The following is a 15,529-nucleotide window of genomic DNA, read 5'->3' as shown; positions in this document are numbered from 1 at the left end:
CCGGGCCGGCGGCCGTCCCGCGGGTCCCGCAGGGCGTCCAGGTGGGCGCGCACCGTGCGGGCCGCGGCGAGCCGCCGGCGCAGCGATTCGGCGTCGAGCGGCAGCGGCCACGGCGTGGGCTCCGCCGCGTCCGCGCCCAGCGCCGGATTCTCCGCGTCCTCCTGCGGCTCCTCGGCCCACGCCTCGATCTCGCCGTGCCCGGCGGCGCAGTGCTCGTACAGGTCCAGCAGGAAGGCCGAGGGGCCCCGCGGGCGCTTCTGGTCCGGGCCCCACCAGTGGCCGGAGCCGAGGAGCAGGGTCCGGGGGCGGGTGAACGCGACGTAGCCGAGGCGCAGTTCCTCGGTCTCCTGGTGGTCGCGCAGGGCCTCCTTGAACGCCTTCATGTCGCGCGAGGTCCAGCCGCCGACGGCGGGCAGCGTCTCCGCGTCGCCGCGCAGGGCGTGCGGGACGACCTTCGCCTGGGACGTCCACGCCTCGCGCGCCTTCGTGCTCGGGAACTGCCCCGCGACGAGGCCCGGCACGGCGACGACGTCCCACTCCAGGCCCTTCGCCTTGTGCGCGGTGAGCACCTTGACGGTGTTCTCGCCCCCCGGCAGCGCGTTGTCGAGGCCCTTCTCGTACTCCGCGGCGGTGTGCAGGAAGCCGAGGAAGGCCAGCAGCCCGGCCTCCCCGTCGAGTGCGGCGAAGGAGGCGGCCATGTCGAGGAAGTTTCCGAGCGTCTCGCGCCGGCGCGCCGCGAGGGCGTGCGGGGACGCGGACAGCTCGACCTCCAGGCCCGTCGTGGCGAGCACCCGGTGCAGCACGTCCATCAGCGGATCGGCGAGCGACCTGCGCAGCTCGCGCAGCTCCTGGGCCAGGCGCGCGAAGCGCACGCGCGCGGCGGCCGAGAACGGCAGGCCGTCGTCCGGCCACCCGGCCCCGTCCAGGAACGTGTCGAGCGCGTCCGCGAGCGAGACGACCTCGGCGGGGTCCGTCCCCTCCACCGCCGCGGCGAGACGGGCCTGCGTGTCGTCCCCGGGCCCGTCGGCGCCGCCGCGGGTGGCGACGAGCAGCCGCGCCCGCCGGCCGAGCAGCGCCAGGTCGCGGGGGCCGATGCGCCAGCGCGGCCCCGTCAGCAGCCGGACGAGCGAGGCGTTGGCCCCCGGGTCCTGGAGCACCTCGCACACGGCGATCAGGTCGGCCACCTCGGGCAGGTGGATCAGCCCGGACAGGCCGACGACCTCGACCGGCACGTCCCGCGCGACGAGCGCCCCCTGGATCGTGGCGAAGTCGCCTGCCGTGCGGCACAGGACGGCGATCTCGCCCGGGGCGCTGCCGGTGCGCACGAGGTGCGCCAGCGAGTCGGCGAGCCACTCGATCTCCTCCGCGTGCGTCGGCAGCAGAGCGCAGCGCACGACGCCGTCGCGCTCGGCGCCCGGGGCGGGGCGCAGCGCCTCCACGCCCTCGTGCAGGGCGCGCAGCGGCTCCGCGAGGCCGTTGGCGAGGGCGAGGAGGCGGCCGCCGCTGCGGCGGTTCTCGCTCAGGGAGAAGCGGGCGGCGGGCGTGCCGTCGCGGTGCGGGAAGTGCGCGGGGAAGTCGTCGAGGTTGGCGACGGACGCGCCGCGCCAACCGTAGATCGCCTGGCAGGGGTCGCCGACGGCGGTCACGGCGTGGCCCGTGCCGCCGCCGAAGAGTCCGGCGAGCAGGCGGCGCTGGGCGACGGACGTGTCCTGGTACTCGTCGAGCAGGACGACGCGGAACTCCTCCCGCAGCATGGCCCCCACCTCCGGGCGGTTGAGGGCGAGTTCGGCGGAGAGGGCGATCTGGTCGCCGAAGTCGTACAGGTCCCGGGAGCGCTTGGCCCGCCGGTAGCGCTCGACGAGGCCGGTCAGCTCGCGGCGGGCCGCGGCGGCCTCCGGAACCCTGCGCAGGTCCGCGTTGGTGAGGCGGGCCGCCGCGAGGGTGTCGAGCAGGGCAGCGTCGTACGCGTCCAGTTCGCCGGGTGGCACGAGGTGCTCGGACAGTTCGGCGTCCAGCGCCAGCAGGTCGCCGACCAGCGCGGACAGCGTCTTGGTGAGCGCGGGGTAGGGACCGGGCGCCTCGCGCAGGACGCGCGCGGCGAGCTGGAAGCGGGTCGCGTCGGCGAGGAGCCGCGCGGACGGTTCGAGCCCGATGCGCAGGCCGTGGTCGGTCAGCAGCCGTCCGGCGAAGGCGTGGTACGTCGAGATGCTGGGCTCGCCGCCCGGCTCGTCCGGATCGATCACGTCCGGGTCGAGGACGCCCGCGCGCACGAGTGCGGAACGCACCCGCTCGGCCAGTTCGCCCGCCGCCTTGTTGGTGAACGTGAGCCCGAGGACCTCCTCCGGGGCGACCTGCCCGGTGCCGACCAGCCAGACGACACGCGCGGCCATGACCGTCGTCTTGCCGGAGCCCGCGCCCGCCACGATCACCTGCGGCGCGGGCGGCGCGGTGATGCACGCCGTCTGCTCCGGGGTGAAGGGGATGCCGAGGAGCTCCTTGAGCTGCTCGGGATCGGTGAGGCGCGCGGACACCCAGGAAGGCTAACCGCCGCCACCGACAGTCCCGGCCGCCGCCGGAGGGGGCGGCCGGTGCGCGGCCGTGCCGGTACGCGGGGCGCCGACCGTGCCAGGTGTCCGGCCGCGTCGGTGTCGGCGCTCGCGTCACTCCACCACGTGGTGGCCCTCCGGCCGGGCGCTGCACGAGGCGCGGAACGCGCAGTGCCCGCACTGGGCCCCCGGCGACGGCGTGAAGCGCTCGTCCAGCACCCGTCCCGCCGCCTCGGCCAGCAGGTCCGCCGCCCACTCGCCGCTCAGCGGCTCCTGCCGCTGCACCTTGGGCAGCGCGTCGCCGCCCTCGCGCTGCGCAGCCGCCTGCCGGAGCTGGACGAGCTCCGCGCCGCCCGCCTCGGGGCGGCGCCCCTCGAACGCGCCGTCCACCGCGCCCTCGCCGAGGGCCAGCTGGTACACCGCGAGCTGCGCGTGGTGGGCGACCTCGTCCCTGGTGGGCGCCTGCTTGCCGGTCTTGAAGTCGACGACGTACGCGCGTCCCTCGGCGTCCTGCTCCACGCGGTCCATCGAACCGCGGACGCGCACCTCGTACTCCCCGGCCCCGAGTGTCACGTCGAACTCGTGCTCCGTGGCGACCGCGTGCCGCCCCCCGCGGTCGGTGACGTGCCAGCGCAGGAAGCGTTCGAGCGCCGCCCGTGCCTGGTCCTTCTCCTGGCGCGACTTCCACGGCGCGTCGAAGGCGAGGCCGTCCCACACGGTGTCGAGCCGCTCCATCAGCACGGCCAGGTCGGCGGGGGTGCGGCCGGACGCCACCTCGTCGGCGAGGACGTGCAGCACGTTGCCGAAGCCCTGGGCGGTGGTGGCGGGCGCGTCCGCCTTCACCTCGCGGCCGAGGAACCACTGCAGCGCGCAGGTGTTCGCGAGCTGGTCCAGCGCGCTGCCCGACAGGGCGACGGGCAGGGTCCGGTCCCGCAGCGGGACGGCGCTCAGCGTCGGCTCGTACAGGCCCCACCAGCTGTTCGGGTGCGCGGCCGGCACGAGCGGGGTGCCCTCCTCGTCCGTGAGGGCCGCCAGGCGGGCGAGGCGGCGGGCGGCGGCGTCCCTGAGGGCGGGGCTCACGTCCGGGTCGACGGTCGTCGCCCGCAGTTCGGCGACGAGCGGGGCGACGGCGAGCGGGCGGCGCGGCCGGGAGGTGGTGTCGCGCGGCTCCACGCCCAGCTCCGCGAGGAAGCGGGAGGGCTGGTCGCCGTCGTCCGCGGCGGACTTGACCGCCGTGACGACCAGCCGGTCGCGGGCGCGCGTCGCCGCGACGTAGAACAGCCTGCGCTCCTCGGTGAGCAGGGCGCCGGGCGGCAGCGGTTCGGCGAGGCCGTCGCGGCCGATGCGGTCCGCCTCCAGGAGGGAGCCGCGGCGGCGCAGATCGGGCCAGAGGCCGTCCTGCACGCCCGCGACGACCACGAGGCGCCATTCCAGGCCCTTGGAGCGGTGGGCGGTCATCAGGCGCACGGCGTCCTGGCGCACGGCCCGGCGGCCGAGGGTGTCCGCGGCGATGTCCTGCGCGTCCACCTCTTCCAGGAAGTTGAGGGCGCCGCGGCCGCCGGTGCGCGTCTCGGCGCGGGCCGCCGCGTCGAACAGGGCGCACACGGCGTCGAGGTCCCGGTCGGCGTTGCGGCCGGCGGGACCGCCGCGCAGGGCGGCCCGCTCCAATCGCCCCGGCCACGGCGTGCCGTCCCACAGCACCCACAGGGCCTCCTCGGCGGTACCGCCGCCGCCCAGCAGTTCGCGGGCCTTGCGCAGCAGCGCGCCGAGGCGCTGCGCGCCGCGCGCGTAGGCCGGGTCGTGCGTGACCAGGCGCTCGGGCTCCGCGAGGGCCCTGGCCAGGAGGACGTCGGACGGCGGGGGCAGGCGGTTGCCTGCGAGACGCTCGTCGTCGCGCAGGGCCCGCCCCAGCCGCCGCAGGTCGGCCGCGTCCATGCCGCCGAGGGGCGAGGCCAGCAGCGCGAGCGCCGCCTCGGTGGACAGCCCGCCCGCGGCTGCGCCGGGCGTGGCATCCGCCGGGCCCGCCTCCGCCCCGGCCGGGGCGCCGATCCCTTCCGCCGCACCCGAACCGTCTGCCTCGGCGGTCTCGATTGCCTCGTCTGTCTCGCCTGCCTTGCCCGTCCCGTTGGTCTCGGCGGTCTCATCTGTCTCGCCTGCCTTGCCCGTCCCTTTGGTCTCGGCGGTCTCGTCTGTCTCCTCTGCCTCGCCGGCCCCACCCGTCCCGTGCACCTCTGTCTCGCCGGCCTCGGCGGTCTCGCCCGTCCCGCCCGACTCCCCGTTCTCAGCGGCCTCCGCGATCCCGTCCGCCACGCCCGCACCCGGCTCCGCCGCCGGCGCTGTCGTCGCCCGCGCCGTCCCGGGCTCCGCCTCGCCCAGCGCCCCCGTCGCCGCCACGCGCAGGGCCGCCAGCAGGGGCGCCACCGCAGGCTCGTGGCGCAGCGGGACGTCGTCGCCGTCCACCTCCACCGGCACGCCCGCCGAGGTCAGGGCCCGGCGCATGGAGGGGAGGGTGCGGCCGCCCGCCCGGACCAGCACCGCCATCCCGCTCCAGGGCAGCCCGTCCTCCAGATGCGCCCTGCGCAGGATGTCCGCGATGTTGTCGAGCTCCGCGGAGGGCGTCGGGTACGTGTACACCTCCACGTGGCCGCCCTCCCGTACGGGCTCCGGCTCGCGGTGTGCCCGTACGGCCTGCTGCGGAAGCCGCGGCAGCGGCATGCGGCGGGTGATCTCGCGCGTGGCCGCGAGCAGCCGCGCCCCCGAGCGCCGGGTGCGGGTGAGGACCGCGACCGGCGCCGGCGTGCCGTCGCGCCGGGGGAAGGCGGCGGGGAAGTCGAGGATGCCGTTCACGTCGGCGCCGCGGAAGGCGTAGACGGACTGGTCGGGGTCGCCGAACGCCACGAGCGTGCGGCCGCCGCCCGCCAGCGCCCGCAGCAGCCGCACCTGGGCCGGGTCGGTGTCCTGGTACTCGTCGACGAACACGGCGTCGTACGCGGCCGCGAGCCGCGCCCCGGTCCCCGGCCGCTCGGCGAGGAGCGCGGCGCGGTGCACGAGTTCCGCGTAGTCGAGGACGCCCTGGAGGTCCAGGACGTCGAGGTACTCGGCGAGGAACGCGGCGGCCGCCCCCCAGTCCGGGCGGCCGGTCCGGGCGGCGAACGCGGCGAGCGCGTCCGGCCCGAGGCCGAGTTCGCGGCTGCGCGCGAGGACGGCGCGCACCTCGTCCGCGAAGCCGCGCGTCGTCAGGCAGGCCCGCAGGTCGCCCGGCCAGCGCACCCGGGAGCGCCCCTCGCGCCCGAGGTCGATCTGGCCCGCCAGGAGATCGCGCACGGCGACGTCCTGCTCGGGCCCGGACAGCAGCCTCAGGGGTTCCCTGAACAGTTCGGGGTCCTGGTGCGCGCGGACCACGGCGTAGCAGAAGGAGTGGAACGTGGTGGCCTGCGGGGCGCGCGCGCCGCCGAGCCGTGCGGTCGTCCGGTCGCGCAGTTCGACGGCGGCCTTGCGGCTGAAGGTGAGCACGAGGATCCGCTCGGGGTCGGTGCCCCGCCCGATCCGCTCGGCGACCGATTCGACCAGCGTCGTGGTCTTGCCCGTGCCGGGCCCGGCGAGCACGAGCAGCGGCCCGGCCGCGTGGTCAACCACCGCCCGCTGCGCGGCGTCCAGCACAGGGGGCACCGCCGGCGGCGGCGCGGTGCGCACCAGCCGGTACGCGCCGGCACCCCGCTGCCGCGCCCCCTGGTGCGGGGGGCGGCCGGTGGTGGTGCTGGTGGGGAAGCTCACGTGGATCTGTCCTGGAAGGTACGGGAGGTGCTGGGGTGCTGGGGGACGCGGTGCTGGGAGGCTTGGGCGGTGCGGGCGCGGGCCGGTGCGCCGGGAGGCCCCGTGCGGGGTCCGCGTGCAGGCCGGATTCGGCGAGCGGGACGGCCCCCCGGGCCGGGGACGGCCGACCGTGCGCGACCGACGCTACGCCGTCCGCCGCGCGGCGGGGACCGTACGGGGGCCGGCGCACGCCGCCCGGCCCGCGGCCCGCGACACGGCGCACGGATGCGACGAGACGGCCCAGGTGCCCCCACCGCGCACCACCATGGCGGAAACTGTCATATGTGAGACCGATCGCCCGCCGCGGCCTGCCCGCCGCCGTCGCCCCCCGCGCCACCGCCGTCCCATCTGGCCCGTCGCATGTCGATGCGGGGCAGGTGGCCTTCGGCGCTCCGCGGCGCGTCGCGCAGGGGCGTGCCCTCCGCGCGGTACGCGTCGAGCGCGCGCAGTTCGTGTCCCGCCAGGAGGTGCCCGTCGGAGCGCACCACCCGCCACCAGGGCACCGCGCCGCCGTACAGCGCCATGACGCGGCCGACCTGGCGGGGTCCGCCCTCGCCGAGCCATTCGGCGACGTCGCCGTAGGTCATCACGCGGCCGGGCGGGATCAGCTCGCTCACGTCGAGCACCCGCTCCGCGTACTCCGGCAGTTCACCGAGGCCGGCCGGCTCGCCGTCGGCCGGCTCCCCGGCCCCCTCGGGCCCGTCGCGGCGGTCCTCCCGGCCCTGCTGCCGGCCCTGCTGACTCTGCTGGCGCCTCATCCGTCCCATCCTGCCTCACGCCTCCGACAGCGGCCCGGGACGGGGACCTCTCGCGCATACGCGGACAAATTCGTACATGTCATTTCGACCTCGTGTGCGCAACACTCTTTGTTGACCCCGTCCAGGGCTCTCACGTGCCACCATCGTGCGGGCGGTGACTGGTGATACAAGATCGAGAAGATACGGACGCGACGGAGGAGCAGGCCGGACGGCCTGCCACGGCCGAGGGCCGCTCCGGGGCCGAGCCGTACCCCCACGACCCCGACGCGGTCCCGCTCGCCGGGGCGGGCGGCGACAGTGCCCCCGGCGGACACGCAGGGCATCGCGCCGGTCGTAGCCCGCGACGGCCTGCCGGGTCCGCACGCGGGGCACGTGACGCGGAGGCCGCCGCGAACGGCACCGGGACGGGCGGGGCCACGGGCTCCGGCCCCGGCGGCGGCTCGGGCGGCGACGGGACCGGGCGCCCCGGCGGCGAGGGCGATCCGGAGGGCGACGGCGACCAGGGCCGCGACCGGGGGCGCTCCGACCGGGACGCCGACGTCGTCACGGAGGGCACCGGCACGGACGATCCGGAGATCGTGCGGGCCGAGACAGAGCCCGCCTGCGACGAGGACGGCGTGCCGCACACCGACCGCGTCTCGGGCGACGAGCCGCTGCTCGCGGCCCGGGTGCACCGCCCCTCCGACCTGCTGCGCCTCCTCGTCGGCCTGCTCGCGATCGCGCTGATCCTGCTGCTCGCCGCGTTCGCCCACGGCACCACCTCCGGCCTCGAACACGACATCAGCCGGGGCACGCTCCAGGCGCCGGACCTGCTGGCGAAGTTCGCCGGCCTGCTGTCCAGCATCGCCGTGCTGCTCGTGCCGGTCGCCTTCGCCGTCGAACGGCTGATCAAACGCGACGGACTGCGGATCGCGGACGGCGTCCTCGCCGCCGTCCTCGCGCACGGCGTGACCCTCGCCGCGGATCTGTGGGTCGCGCGCACCGCGCCGCACGCCCTCCAGGACGCGCTGACCCGGCCGCAGCTCGGCAGCGGCGCCACCGATCCCGTGCACGGCTACCTCGCCCCCGTCATCGCCTACATGACGGCCGTGGGCATGGCCCGCCGCCCGCGCTGGCGGGTGGTGCTGTGGGCGGTGCTGCTGCTCGACGCCTTCGCGATGCTGGTCGCCGGGTACACCACGCCGTTCTCGATCGTGCTGACGGTGATGATCGGCTGGACGGTGGCGTACGGCACCCTCTACGCGGTCGGCTCGCCGAACGTCCGGCCCACCGGGCAGACGCTCATGGCGGGCCTGCGCCGCGTCGGGTTCCGGCCCGTCAGCGCCATGCGCGCCGAGGAGCCGGCGACGGAACCCGCGGAGGCGGGCGACCGGGGCAGGCGCTACTTCGTCTCGCTGGAGGACGGGCCGCCCCTCGACGTGACGGTGGTCGACCGGGAGCAGCAGGCGCAAGGGTTCTTCTACCGGCTGTGGCGTCAGCTGACGCTGCGCTCGATCACCTCGCGCCGCTCCATCCCCTCCCTGCGGCAGGCACTGGAGCAGGAGGCGCTCCTCGCGTACGCGGCGATCGCGGCCGGCGCCCGGGCGCCGAAGCTGATCGCGACCTCCGAACTGGGCCCCGACGCGGTCATGCTCGTCTACGAGCACGTCGGCGGCCGGACCCTTGACACCCTCGCGGACGGCGAGATCACCGACGAGCTGATGCTCGGCGCCTGGGAGCAGGTGCGCCACCTCCAGTCGCGCCGCATCGCCCACCGCTCCCTGACCGGCGACGCGCTGCTGGTGGACCGGGCCGGCCGGGTCATCCTGACGGAGCTGCGCGGCGGCGAGATCGCCGCGAGCGACGTGATCCTGCGGATGGACACGGCGCAGCTGCTCACGACGATCGGCCTGCGTGTGGGCGCCGAGCGCTCCGTCGCGGCCGCCGTGGCGGTGCTCGGCCCCGACGCGGTCGCGGACTGCCTGCCGCTGCTGCAGCCGATCGCGCTGAGCAGGTCGACGCGCGCCACGCTGCGCCGTCTCGCGCGCGAGCGCGCGCAGCGGGAACGCGAGGCCGTCCTGGAGGCGTCCGCCGCGAACAAGAAGGCGCGGGCCACGGAGAGCGCCGTCGCGGCGGACGGGGACAAGAAGGCCGTCCGCAAGTCCCTCCGGGCCGAGAAGCAGGCCGAGAAGCGGGCCATAGACGACGCGCTGGACGAGGCCCGCGAGGAGGACCTGCTCTCGCAGATCCGCAGGCAGGTACTGCTGATCAGGCCCCAGGCCCCGGTCGAGCCGGTGCGCCTGGAACGGATCAGGCCGCGCACGCTGGTCGGTTTCATCGCCGGCGCGATCGCCGCGTACTTCCTGCTGTCGCAGCTCACGCAGCTCGACTTCAGCACCGTCGTCAGCGAGGCGCACTGGGGCTGGGTCGCGGCGGCGGTGGCGTTCTCGGCGCTGTCGTACGTGGCGGCCGCGATGAGCCTGCTGGGCTTCGTGCCCGAGCGGGTGTCGTTCCTGCGGACGGTCTCGGCGCAGGTCGCCGGGTCCTTCGTGAAGATCGTCGCGCCCGCGGCGGTCGGCGGCGTCGCGCTGAACACGCGCTTCCTCCAGCGCTCGGGGGTGCGCCCGGGGCTCGCGGTGGCGAGCGTCGGCGCGTCCCAGCTGTTCGGTCTGGGCGCGCACATCGTGCTGCTGGCGGCCTTCGGCTATCTGACGGGCACCGAGAAGACGACATCGCTGACACCGTCCAGGACGGTCATCGCCGGCCTGCTGACGGTCGCCGTCCTGGTCCTCGTGGTCACGGCGATCCCGTTCCTGCGCAAGTGGGTCGTGACGCGGCTGCGGTCGCTGTTCGCGGGCGTCGTGCCGCGCATGCTGGACGTGCTCCAGCAGCCGATGAAGCTGGTGACGGGCATCGGCGGGCAGCTGCTGCTGACCGGCCTGTTCGTGATGTGCCTGGACGCGTCGATCCGCGCCTTCGACGACGGCAGCCAGCAGCTGAGCTACGCGAGCATCGCCGTCGTCTTCCTCGCGGGCAACGCGATCGGCTCGGCGGCGCCGACCCCGGGCGGTGTGGGCGCGATCGACGGCGCGCTGACACTGGGTCTGCTGGCGGTCGGCCTGCCGAAGGAGGTCGCGGCGCCCGCCGTACTGCTGTTCCGCCTGATGACGCTGTGGCTGCCGGTACTGCCCGGCTGGATCTGCTTCAACCAGCTCACGCGCAGAGGCTCGTTGTAGCGAGGGGCCCCGGGCCCGGGGGCTCCAGCCGGGGCTCCCGGGCGGGGTCGGCGCGGGGACGGAGCCCGCACCGCACCCGGTCGGCGCGGAGCCCGCACCGCACCCGGCCGCTCCGGGGCGCTCCGGCGGCGCGGCAGGTCGCTGCATGCGGCAGCCACCCGGTTGGCCCGTGGCCACGGGCGGCCTTTCCGGCCCGGCACGAGCATGGGGGCATGCGCAGATCCGTCGTCGCCGCCGTGGCCGCCCTCGCCCTCACCGCCTCACTCGCCGGCTGCTCGAACGCGGGGTCCTCCGGCTCCGGCGCGTCCTCGGCGGGCTCCGGGGCCTCCTCCGCCCCTTCCGCGGCGGCCTCCCCCGCCGCCACCGGCGACCTGGGCGCGCAGAAGCCGCACTGGCGGCGCTGCGGCACGCCCAGCGTGGCGCAGGGCGGCGGCCCCTCGCCCAAGCCGCTGCCGGGCGGGGCGACGTGGCAGTGCGCCACCATGGCCGTACCGCTGGACTACGCACACCCCTCCGCGGGCACCGTCCCGCTCGCGCTCATCCGCGCGAAGGCCGCCGACACGAAGCACCGCATCGGCTCGCTCGTCTTCAACTTCGGCGGCCCCGGCGGATCGGGCGTCACCGGCCTTCCGTCGTTCGCGAAGGACTACGAGAAGCTCCGCTCGCGCTACGACCTCGTCAGCTTCGACCCGCGCGGCGTCGGCGACAGCGACCCGGTCGAGTGCGAGAGCAACAGCCGGCTCGACACCTTCTACGCGCAGGACGCCACGCCCGACACGGCCGCCGAGCGGAAGGCGTACGCGGCGGCCCTCGCCCGCTACGCCGCCGCCTGCCAGGACCGCTCGCCGCGGCAGCTGCCGCACGTGGGCACCACCGAGGCGGCGCGCGACATGGACCTGCTGCGCCAGGTGCTCGGGGAGAAGAAGCTCGACTACTTCGGCATCTCCTACGGCACGGAACTCGGCGGCGTCTACGCGCACCTCTTCCCCACCCGCGTCGGCCGCACGGTCTTCGACGGCGTGGTCGACCCGACGCAGGACGCACGGCAGGGCGCCCTGGGCCAGGCCAAGGGCTTCCAGCTCGCGCTGGACAACTTCGCGAAGGACTGCGTCGCACGCGGCGACGCGTGCCGGCTGCCGGGGTCCACGCCGCAGCAGGTCGAGGCGTTCGTCAGGAAGCTGCTGGCCGGGCTCGACGGCAGGACCATCACCGGCATCGGCGTGCGCAGGCTCACCCAGACCGAGGCGACGAACGGCGTCGTGGAGGCCCTCTACTCCAAGGACTTCTGGCCGCTGCTCGAGCAGGGCCTCGACGAGGCGCACGGCGGGAACGGCGCGCTGCTGCTCGCTCTGTCCGACTCGCTCAACGGCCGGGACGAGCACGGCCGCTACAGCAACACGCAGGCCGCCAACGCCGCCGTCAACTGCCTCGACAGCAAGCAGCGCTTCAGCGTGGCACAGACCCAGCAGAGCGTGGCGGAGTTCCGCAAGGCCTCGCCCGTCTTCGGCGACCTCCTGGCCTGGGGCATGCTCAGCTGCACCAAGTGGCCGGTGGCCGGGCGCTGGACGCACCCGGACGTCAGCGCGCCCGGTGCCGGGCCGATCCTCGTCGTCGGCAACACGGGCGACCCGGCCACGCCCTACGAGGGAGCGAAGGCGATGGAGCGGGCGCTCGGCAAGGGCGTGGCCGTCGAGTTGACGTACGAGGGCCAGGGGCACGGCGCGTACGACAGCGGCAACGCGTGCGTGCAGCGCACGGTCAACGCCTACTTCCTGAACGGCACGGTGCCGAAGTCCGGGACGGTCTGCCGCTGACGGGCCCCGGCCGAGGGCACGGCGCAGAGGCCGGCGGGACACGGCGAAGGGGCCGGCCCGCGCACGCGCGCGAACCGGCCCCTTCCGAACGGCCTAGTAGATCGGCTTGCTCGGCTCGATCTGGTTCACCCAGCCGACGACACCGCCGCCGACGTGCACCGCGTCGGAGAAGCCCGCGGCCTTCAGCACGGCCAGCACCTCCGCGCTGCGGACACCCGTCTTGCAGTGCAGGACGATCTTCTTGTCCTGCGGCATGGTCTCCAGCGCGTTGCCCATGAGGAAGTTGTCCTTCGGGATCAGCTTCGCGCCGGGGATGGAGACGATCTCGTACTCGTTCGGCTCGCGGACGTCGATGATCTCGATGTTCTCGCCGTCGTCGATCCACTCCTTGAGCTGCTTGGGAGTGATCGTCGAGCCGGCCGCCGCCTCCTGGGCCTCGTCGGACACGACGCCGCAGAAGGCCTCGTAGTCGATGAGTTCCGTGACGGTCGGGTTCTCGCCGCAGACCGCGCAGTCGGGGTCCTTGCGGACCTTGACCTGGCGGTACTGCATCTCCAGCGCGTCGTAGATCATCAGACGGCCGACGAGCGGCTCGCCGATGCCCGCGAGGAGCTTGATCGCCTCGTTGACCTGGATGGACCCGATCGACGCGCACAGCACGCCGAGCACGCCGCCCTCGGCGCACGAGGGGACCATGCCGGGCGGGGGCGGCTCCGGGTACAGGCAGCGGTAGCAGGGACCGTGCTCGGACCAGAAGACGCTGGCCTGCCCGTCGAAGCGGTAGATCGAACCCCAGATGTACGGCTTGTTCAGCAGCACACAGGCGTCGTTGACCAGGTAACGGGTGGCGAAGTTGTCCGTCCCGTCCACGATCAGGTCGTACTGGGCGAAGATGTCCATCACGTTCTCGGCTTCGAGCCGCTCTTCGTGAAGGACCACGTTCACGTACGGGTTGATGCCCTTGACCGTGTCCCGGGCGGACTCCGCCTTGGACCGGCCGATGTCGGCCTGGCTGTGGATGATCTGGCGCTGGAGGTTCGACTCGTCGACCTCGTCGAACTCGACGATGCCGAGCGTGCCGACACCGGCCGCCGCCAGGTACATCAGCGCCGGGGACCCGAGTCCGCCGGCGCCCACGATGAGCACCTTCGCGTTCTTCAGCCGCTTCTGCCCGTCCATCCCCACGTCGGGGATGATCAGGTGACGGGAGTACCTGCGGACCTCGTCGACGGTGAGCCCTTCGGCGGGCTCGACCAAGGGGGGCAACGACACAGGGACCTCTACAGGGGTAGGTCATTCACTGACTTGTTCTCCCTGCAACAGTGCCATGGGCTTTCTCATTCCGAGATACCCGGTCCGACGAGCGAGACGATCTCGTCCCAGTACCCGGGCAGCGCCGCGAAGGCGTCGCCCGAACCGCCGTGACCCGACCGGTCCGTGAAGAAGATCGTGCCCGCTCCCTGCCAGCGCGCGACCCGCATCGCCTCGTCCAGGTGGGAGCGCGGCACGCCGTGCACCAGGTGCACGAAGTGGTCCGGGGCGTAGCCCGCGGTCCACTCCGGCGCCTGCGACCAGCGGTACTCGCTCCACGCTCCGGAGAAGGTCACCAACTGGTCGGCGGCCTCCGCGTAGCCCGGGTACGGGTGGGTGCCGTGTCCGAGGACGAGGTGGCCGCCGTCGAGCACGGCCTCCAGCGTCGCGGTGATCCTTCTCACCCCGGCGAGATCACTGCGGTGGACGGGCGCCCGATCCAGGAAGAAGCCGTCGACGCGGTACCAGTCGACGTAGCGCTGCGCGTCGCAGACGATGTCCGCGAAGTCGTACGCGCCCTGCCGCAGGTCGAGGTGGCCGAGGAGGCGCAGGCCGGCGTTGGTGAGCCGGCCCGCGGCCTCCAGGCAGTGCGGGTCGGGCCGCGCGCCGGGACCGTCCGCCACGTTGAGCACCGCCCAGTGCAGCGGGGTGCCCGGCCGGGTCAGTTCGGCCCACTCGGCGGGGGCGAGCAGCGGGTGGGCGTACCCGGGTACGCCGAAACCCGTGCCCGCCGCCGTGCCCGTGCGCTCGCGCCCGATACGGGTCAGATGCGACACGCGGCCTCCATCCAGATGTCCGCGAGCGACTCCTCCAGCCCGATCCTCGGGCGCCAGCCGAGCCGGTCGCGCGCCGTGCGGACGTCGGCCTGCTGCCAGGGTCCGCAGCCGTCGGGGTACGGGAAGGGGCCGACGCCCAGGTGCTCCGCGGCGGGTTCGCCGCGCGGGGCGCCGATCGGTCCGTGCACGTGGGGGCGTCCGGCGCCGGGCGGGGGCGCGTCCAGTTCGTTGAGCGCTCCCGCGTACCCGGCGACCCGGGCGAGGACGGCCGCGGCGTCCCGGAGCTTGACCGCGCGGCCCGTACCGATGTTGACGATCCCCTGGGCGGCGGAGAGCGAGGCGGCGTGCACGGCGCGGGCGACGTCGCGCACGTCCACGAAGTCCCGCTGCACGCCCAGTCCCGCGAGCTTGAGTTCGGGGTCGCCGGCCTGCATGGCGCGGCGCATGGCCTCCGCGAGCCGGCCGAGGGGCGAACCGGCGGGCGTCCCGGGGCCGACCGGCGAGAACACGCGCAGCACGACGGCGTCGAGGCCGGAGCCGAGGACCAGTTCGGTCGCGGACAGCTTGCTCACCCCGTACGGGCCGCCGGGGCGCGGCAGCGCGTCCTCCGCCGTGGAGGAGCCGGGCTGGGAGGGCCCGTACTCGGACGCGCAGCCGATCTGCACGAGCCGGGCCCCGCAGCCGCTGCGGCGCAGCGCCTCGCACACGGTGGCCACGGACACGGTGTTGTGCCGGATCAGGTCGCGGGCGCCGCCGCGGGTGGAGCCCGCGCAGTTGATGACGACACCGGGGTGCACGGCGTCCATGAAGCGGGTGAGCGCCCCGGGGCTGCCGCCCGCGAGGTCGAACCGCACGTCGGCGTCGTCCCCCCGGCCGAGGGCGGTCAGGTGCACCGCGGGGTCGGCGAGCAGGCGGTCGGCGACGAAGCGGCCGAGGAAGCCGTTGGCGCCGAGCAGCAGGACTCTCATCGTGCGGCCCCTCTCTGCCGGGCGGCCCGCCGGGCCTGGTGTCGGGTTCGCGAGGTCATGTCGGGTCGTCTCCTTGTGGTGTGGGGAAGTGGGCGGCTGCTCCGGCGCGGAGGGGGCGGGGCGGGGCCGGGTCGGTCGGGTGCGGGCGGGCCGCGGGGCGGCCGCGTGGGGCGGGTTGCGAGGGGTCGGTGAGGGGCGGGTCGGACGGTCGGGGTCGGCGGGCGCGGGCGGGTGGCGGTGCGGGAGGAGCGGCCTCAGGTGTGGGCGGAGGCCCTGGCGAGGGCGACCGCCGCGTGGCAGGCGAGTGCGAGCGCGGCCGCGGCGCAGG

At 75.2% G+C, this 15,529-nt stretch carries 8 protein-coding genes; 2 read left to right on the top strand and 6 right to left on the bottom strand.

The window, feature by feature from the left end:
- The 3 genes from L1885_RS11210 to L1885_RS11200 all read right to left on the bottom strand — a co-directional run.
- A partial coding sequence (locus tag L1885_RS11210) for an ATP-dependent helicase (protein WP_235796904.1) occupies nucleotides 1–2,531 on the bottom strand: 2,531 nt, incomplete at its 3' end.
- A gap of 129 nt (nucleotides 2,532–2,660) precedes the next feature.
- Nucleotides 2,661–6,320, bottom strand: a complete 3,660-nt coding sequence (locus L1885_RS11205) for an ATP-dependent helicase (RefSeq protein ID WP_308117307.1) — start codon at nucleotides 6,318–6,320, stop codon at nucleotides 2,661–2,663.
- 317 nt (nucleotides 6,321–6,637) lie between these two features.
- Nucleotides 6,638–7,117, bottom strand: coding sequence for an MGMT family protein (locus L1885_RS11200; RefSeq protein ID WP_235796903.1), 480 nt, complete (start codon nucleotides 7,115–7,117; stop codon nucleotides 6,638–6,640).
- A 161-nt stretch (nucleotides 7,118–7,278) separates the two neighbouring features.
- On the opposite strand from L1885_RS11200, the gene L1885_RS11195 reads away from it, so the two are divergent.
- The gene (locus L1885_RS11195) at nucleotides 7,279–10,332 is read left to right on the top strand and encodes a lysylphosphatidylglycerol synthase domain-containing protein (protein WP_372481917.1); all 3,054 of its coding nucleotides are present in this window, start codon (nucleotides 7,279–7,281) and stop codon (nucleotides 10,330–10,332) included.
- A gap of 212 nt (nucleotides 10,333–10,544) precedes the next feature.
- A complete protein-coding gene (locus L1885_RS11190) occupies nucleotides 10,545–12,146 on the top strand; it encodes an alpha/beta hydrolase (RefSeq protein ID WP_235796902.1) in 1,602 nt (533 codons plus the stop codon).
- A 93-nt stretch (nucleotides 12,147–12,239) separates the two neighbouring features.
- Here the strand turns inward: L1885_RS11190 and moeZ are convergent, their stop codons facing one another.
- The 3 genes from moeZ to L1885_RS11175 form a co-directional block, all read right to left on the bottom strand.
- The gene (moeZ, locus tag L1885_RS11185) at nucleotides 12,240–13,418 is read right to left on the bottom strand and encodes an adenylyltransferase/sulfurtransferase MoeZ (protein WP_235796901.1); all 1,179 of its coding nucleotides are present in this window, start codon (nucleotides 13,416–13,418) and stop codon (nucleotides 12,240–12,242) included.
- A 65-nt stretch (nucleotides 13,419–13,483) separates the two neighbouring features.
- Nucleotides 13,484–14,233: a spherulation-specific family 4 protein gene (locus L1885_RS11180; protein ID WP_235796900.1), complete on the bottom strand. Its 750-nt coding sequence runs from the start codon at nucleotides 14,231–14,233 to the stop codon at nucleotides 13,484–13,486.
- Complete coding sequence (locus L1885_RS11175; RefSeq protein ID WP_235796899.1) at nucleotides 14,221–15,201, bottom strand: SDR family oxidoreductase; 981 nt, start codon at nucleotides 15,199–15,201, stop codon at nucleotides 14,221–14,223. The genes L1885_RS11180 and L1885_RS11175 overlap by 13 nt, the downstream gene beginning before the upstream one ends.
- Between the last annotated feature and the right edge of the window lie 328 nt (nucleotides 15,202–15,529).

Source organism: Streptomyces fuscigenes (genome assembly GCF_021556455.1).
In the GTDB taxonomy this organism is placed as follows: Bacteria; Actinomycetota; Actinomycetes; order Streptomycetales; family Streptomycetaceae; genus Streptomyces; species Streptomyces fuscigenes.
The sequence above is the reverse complement of the archived record's forward strand: the minus strand, read 5'-3'. Positions and strand labels throughout refer to the sequence as shown.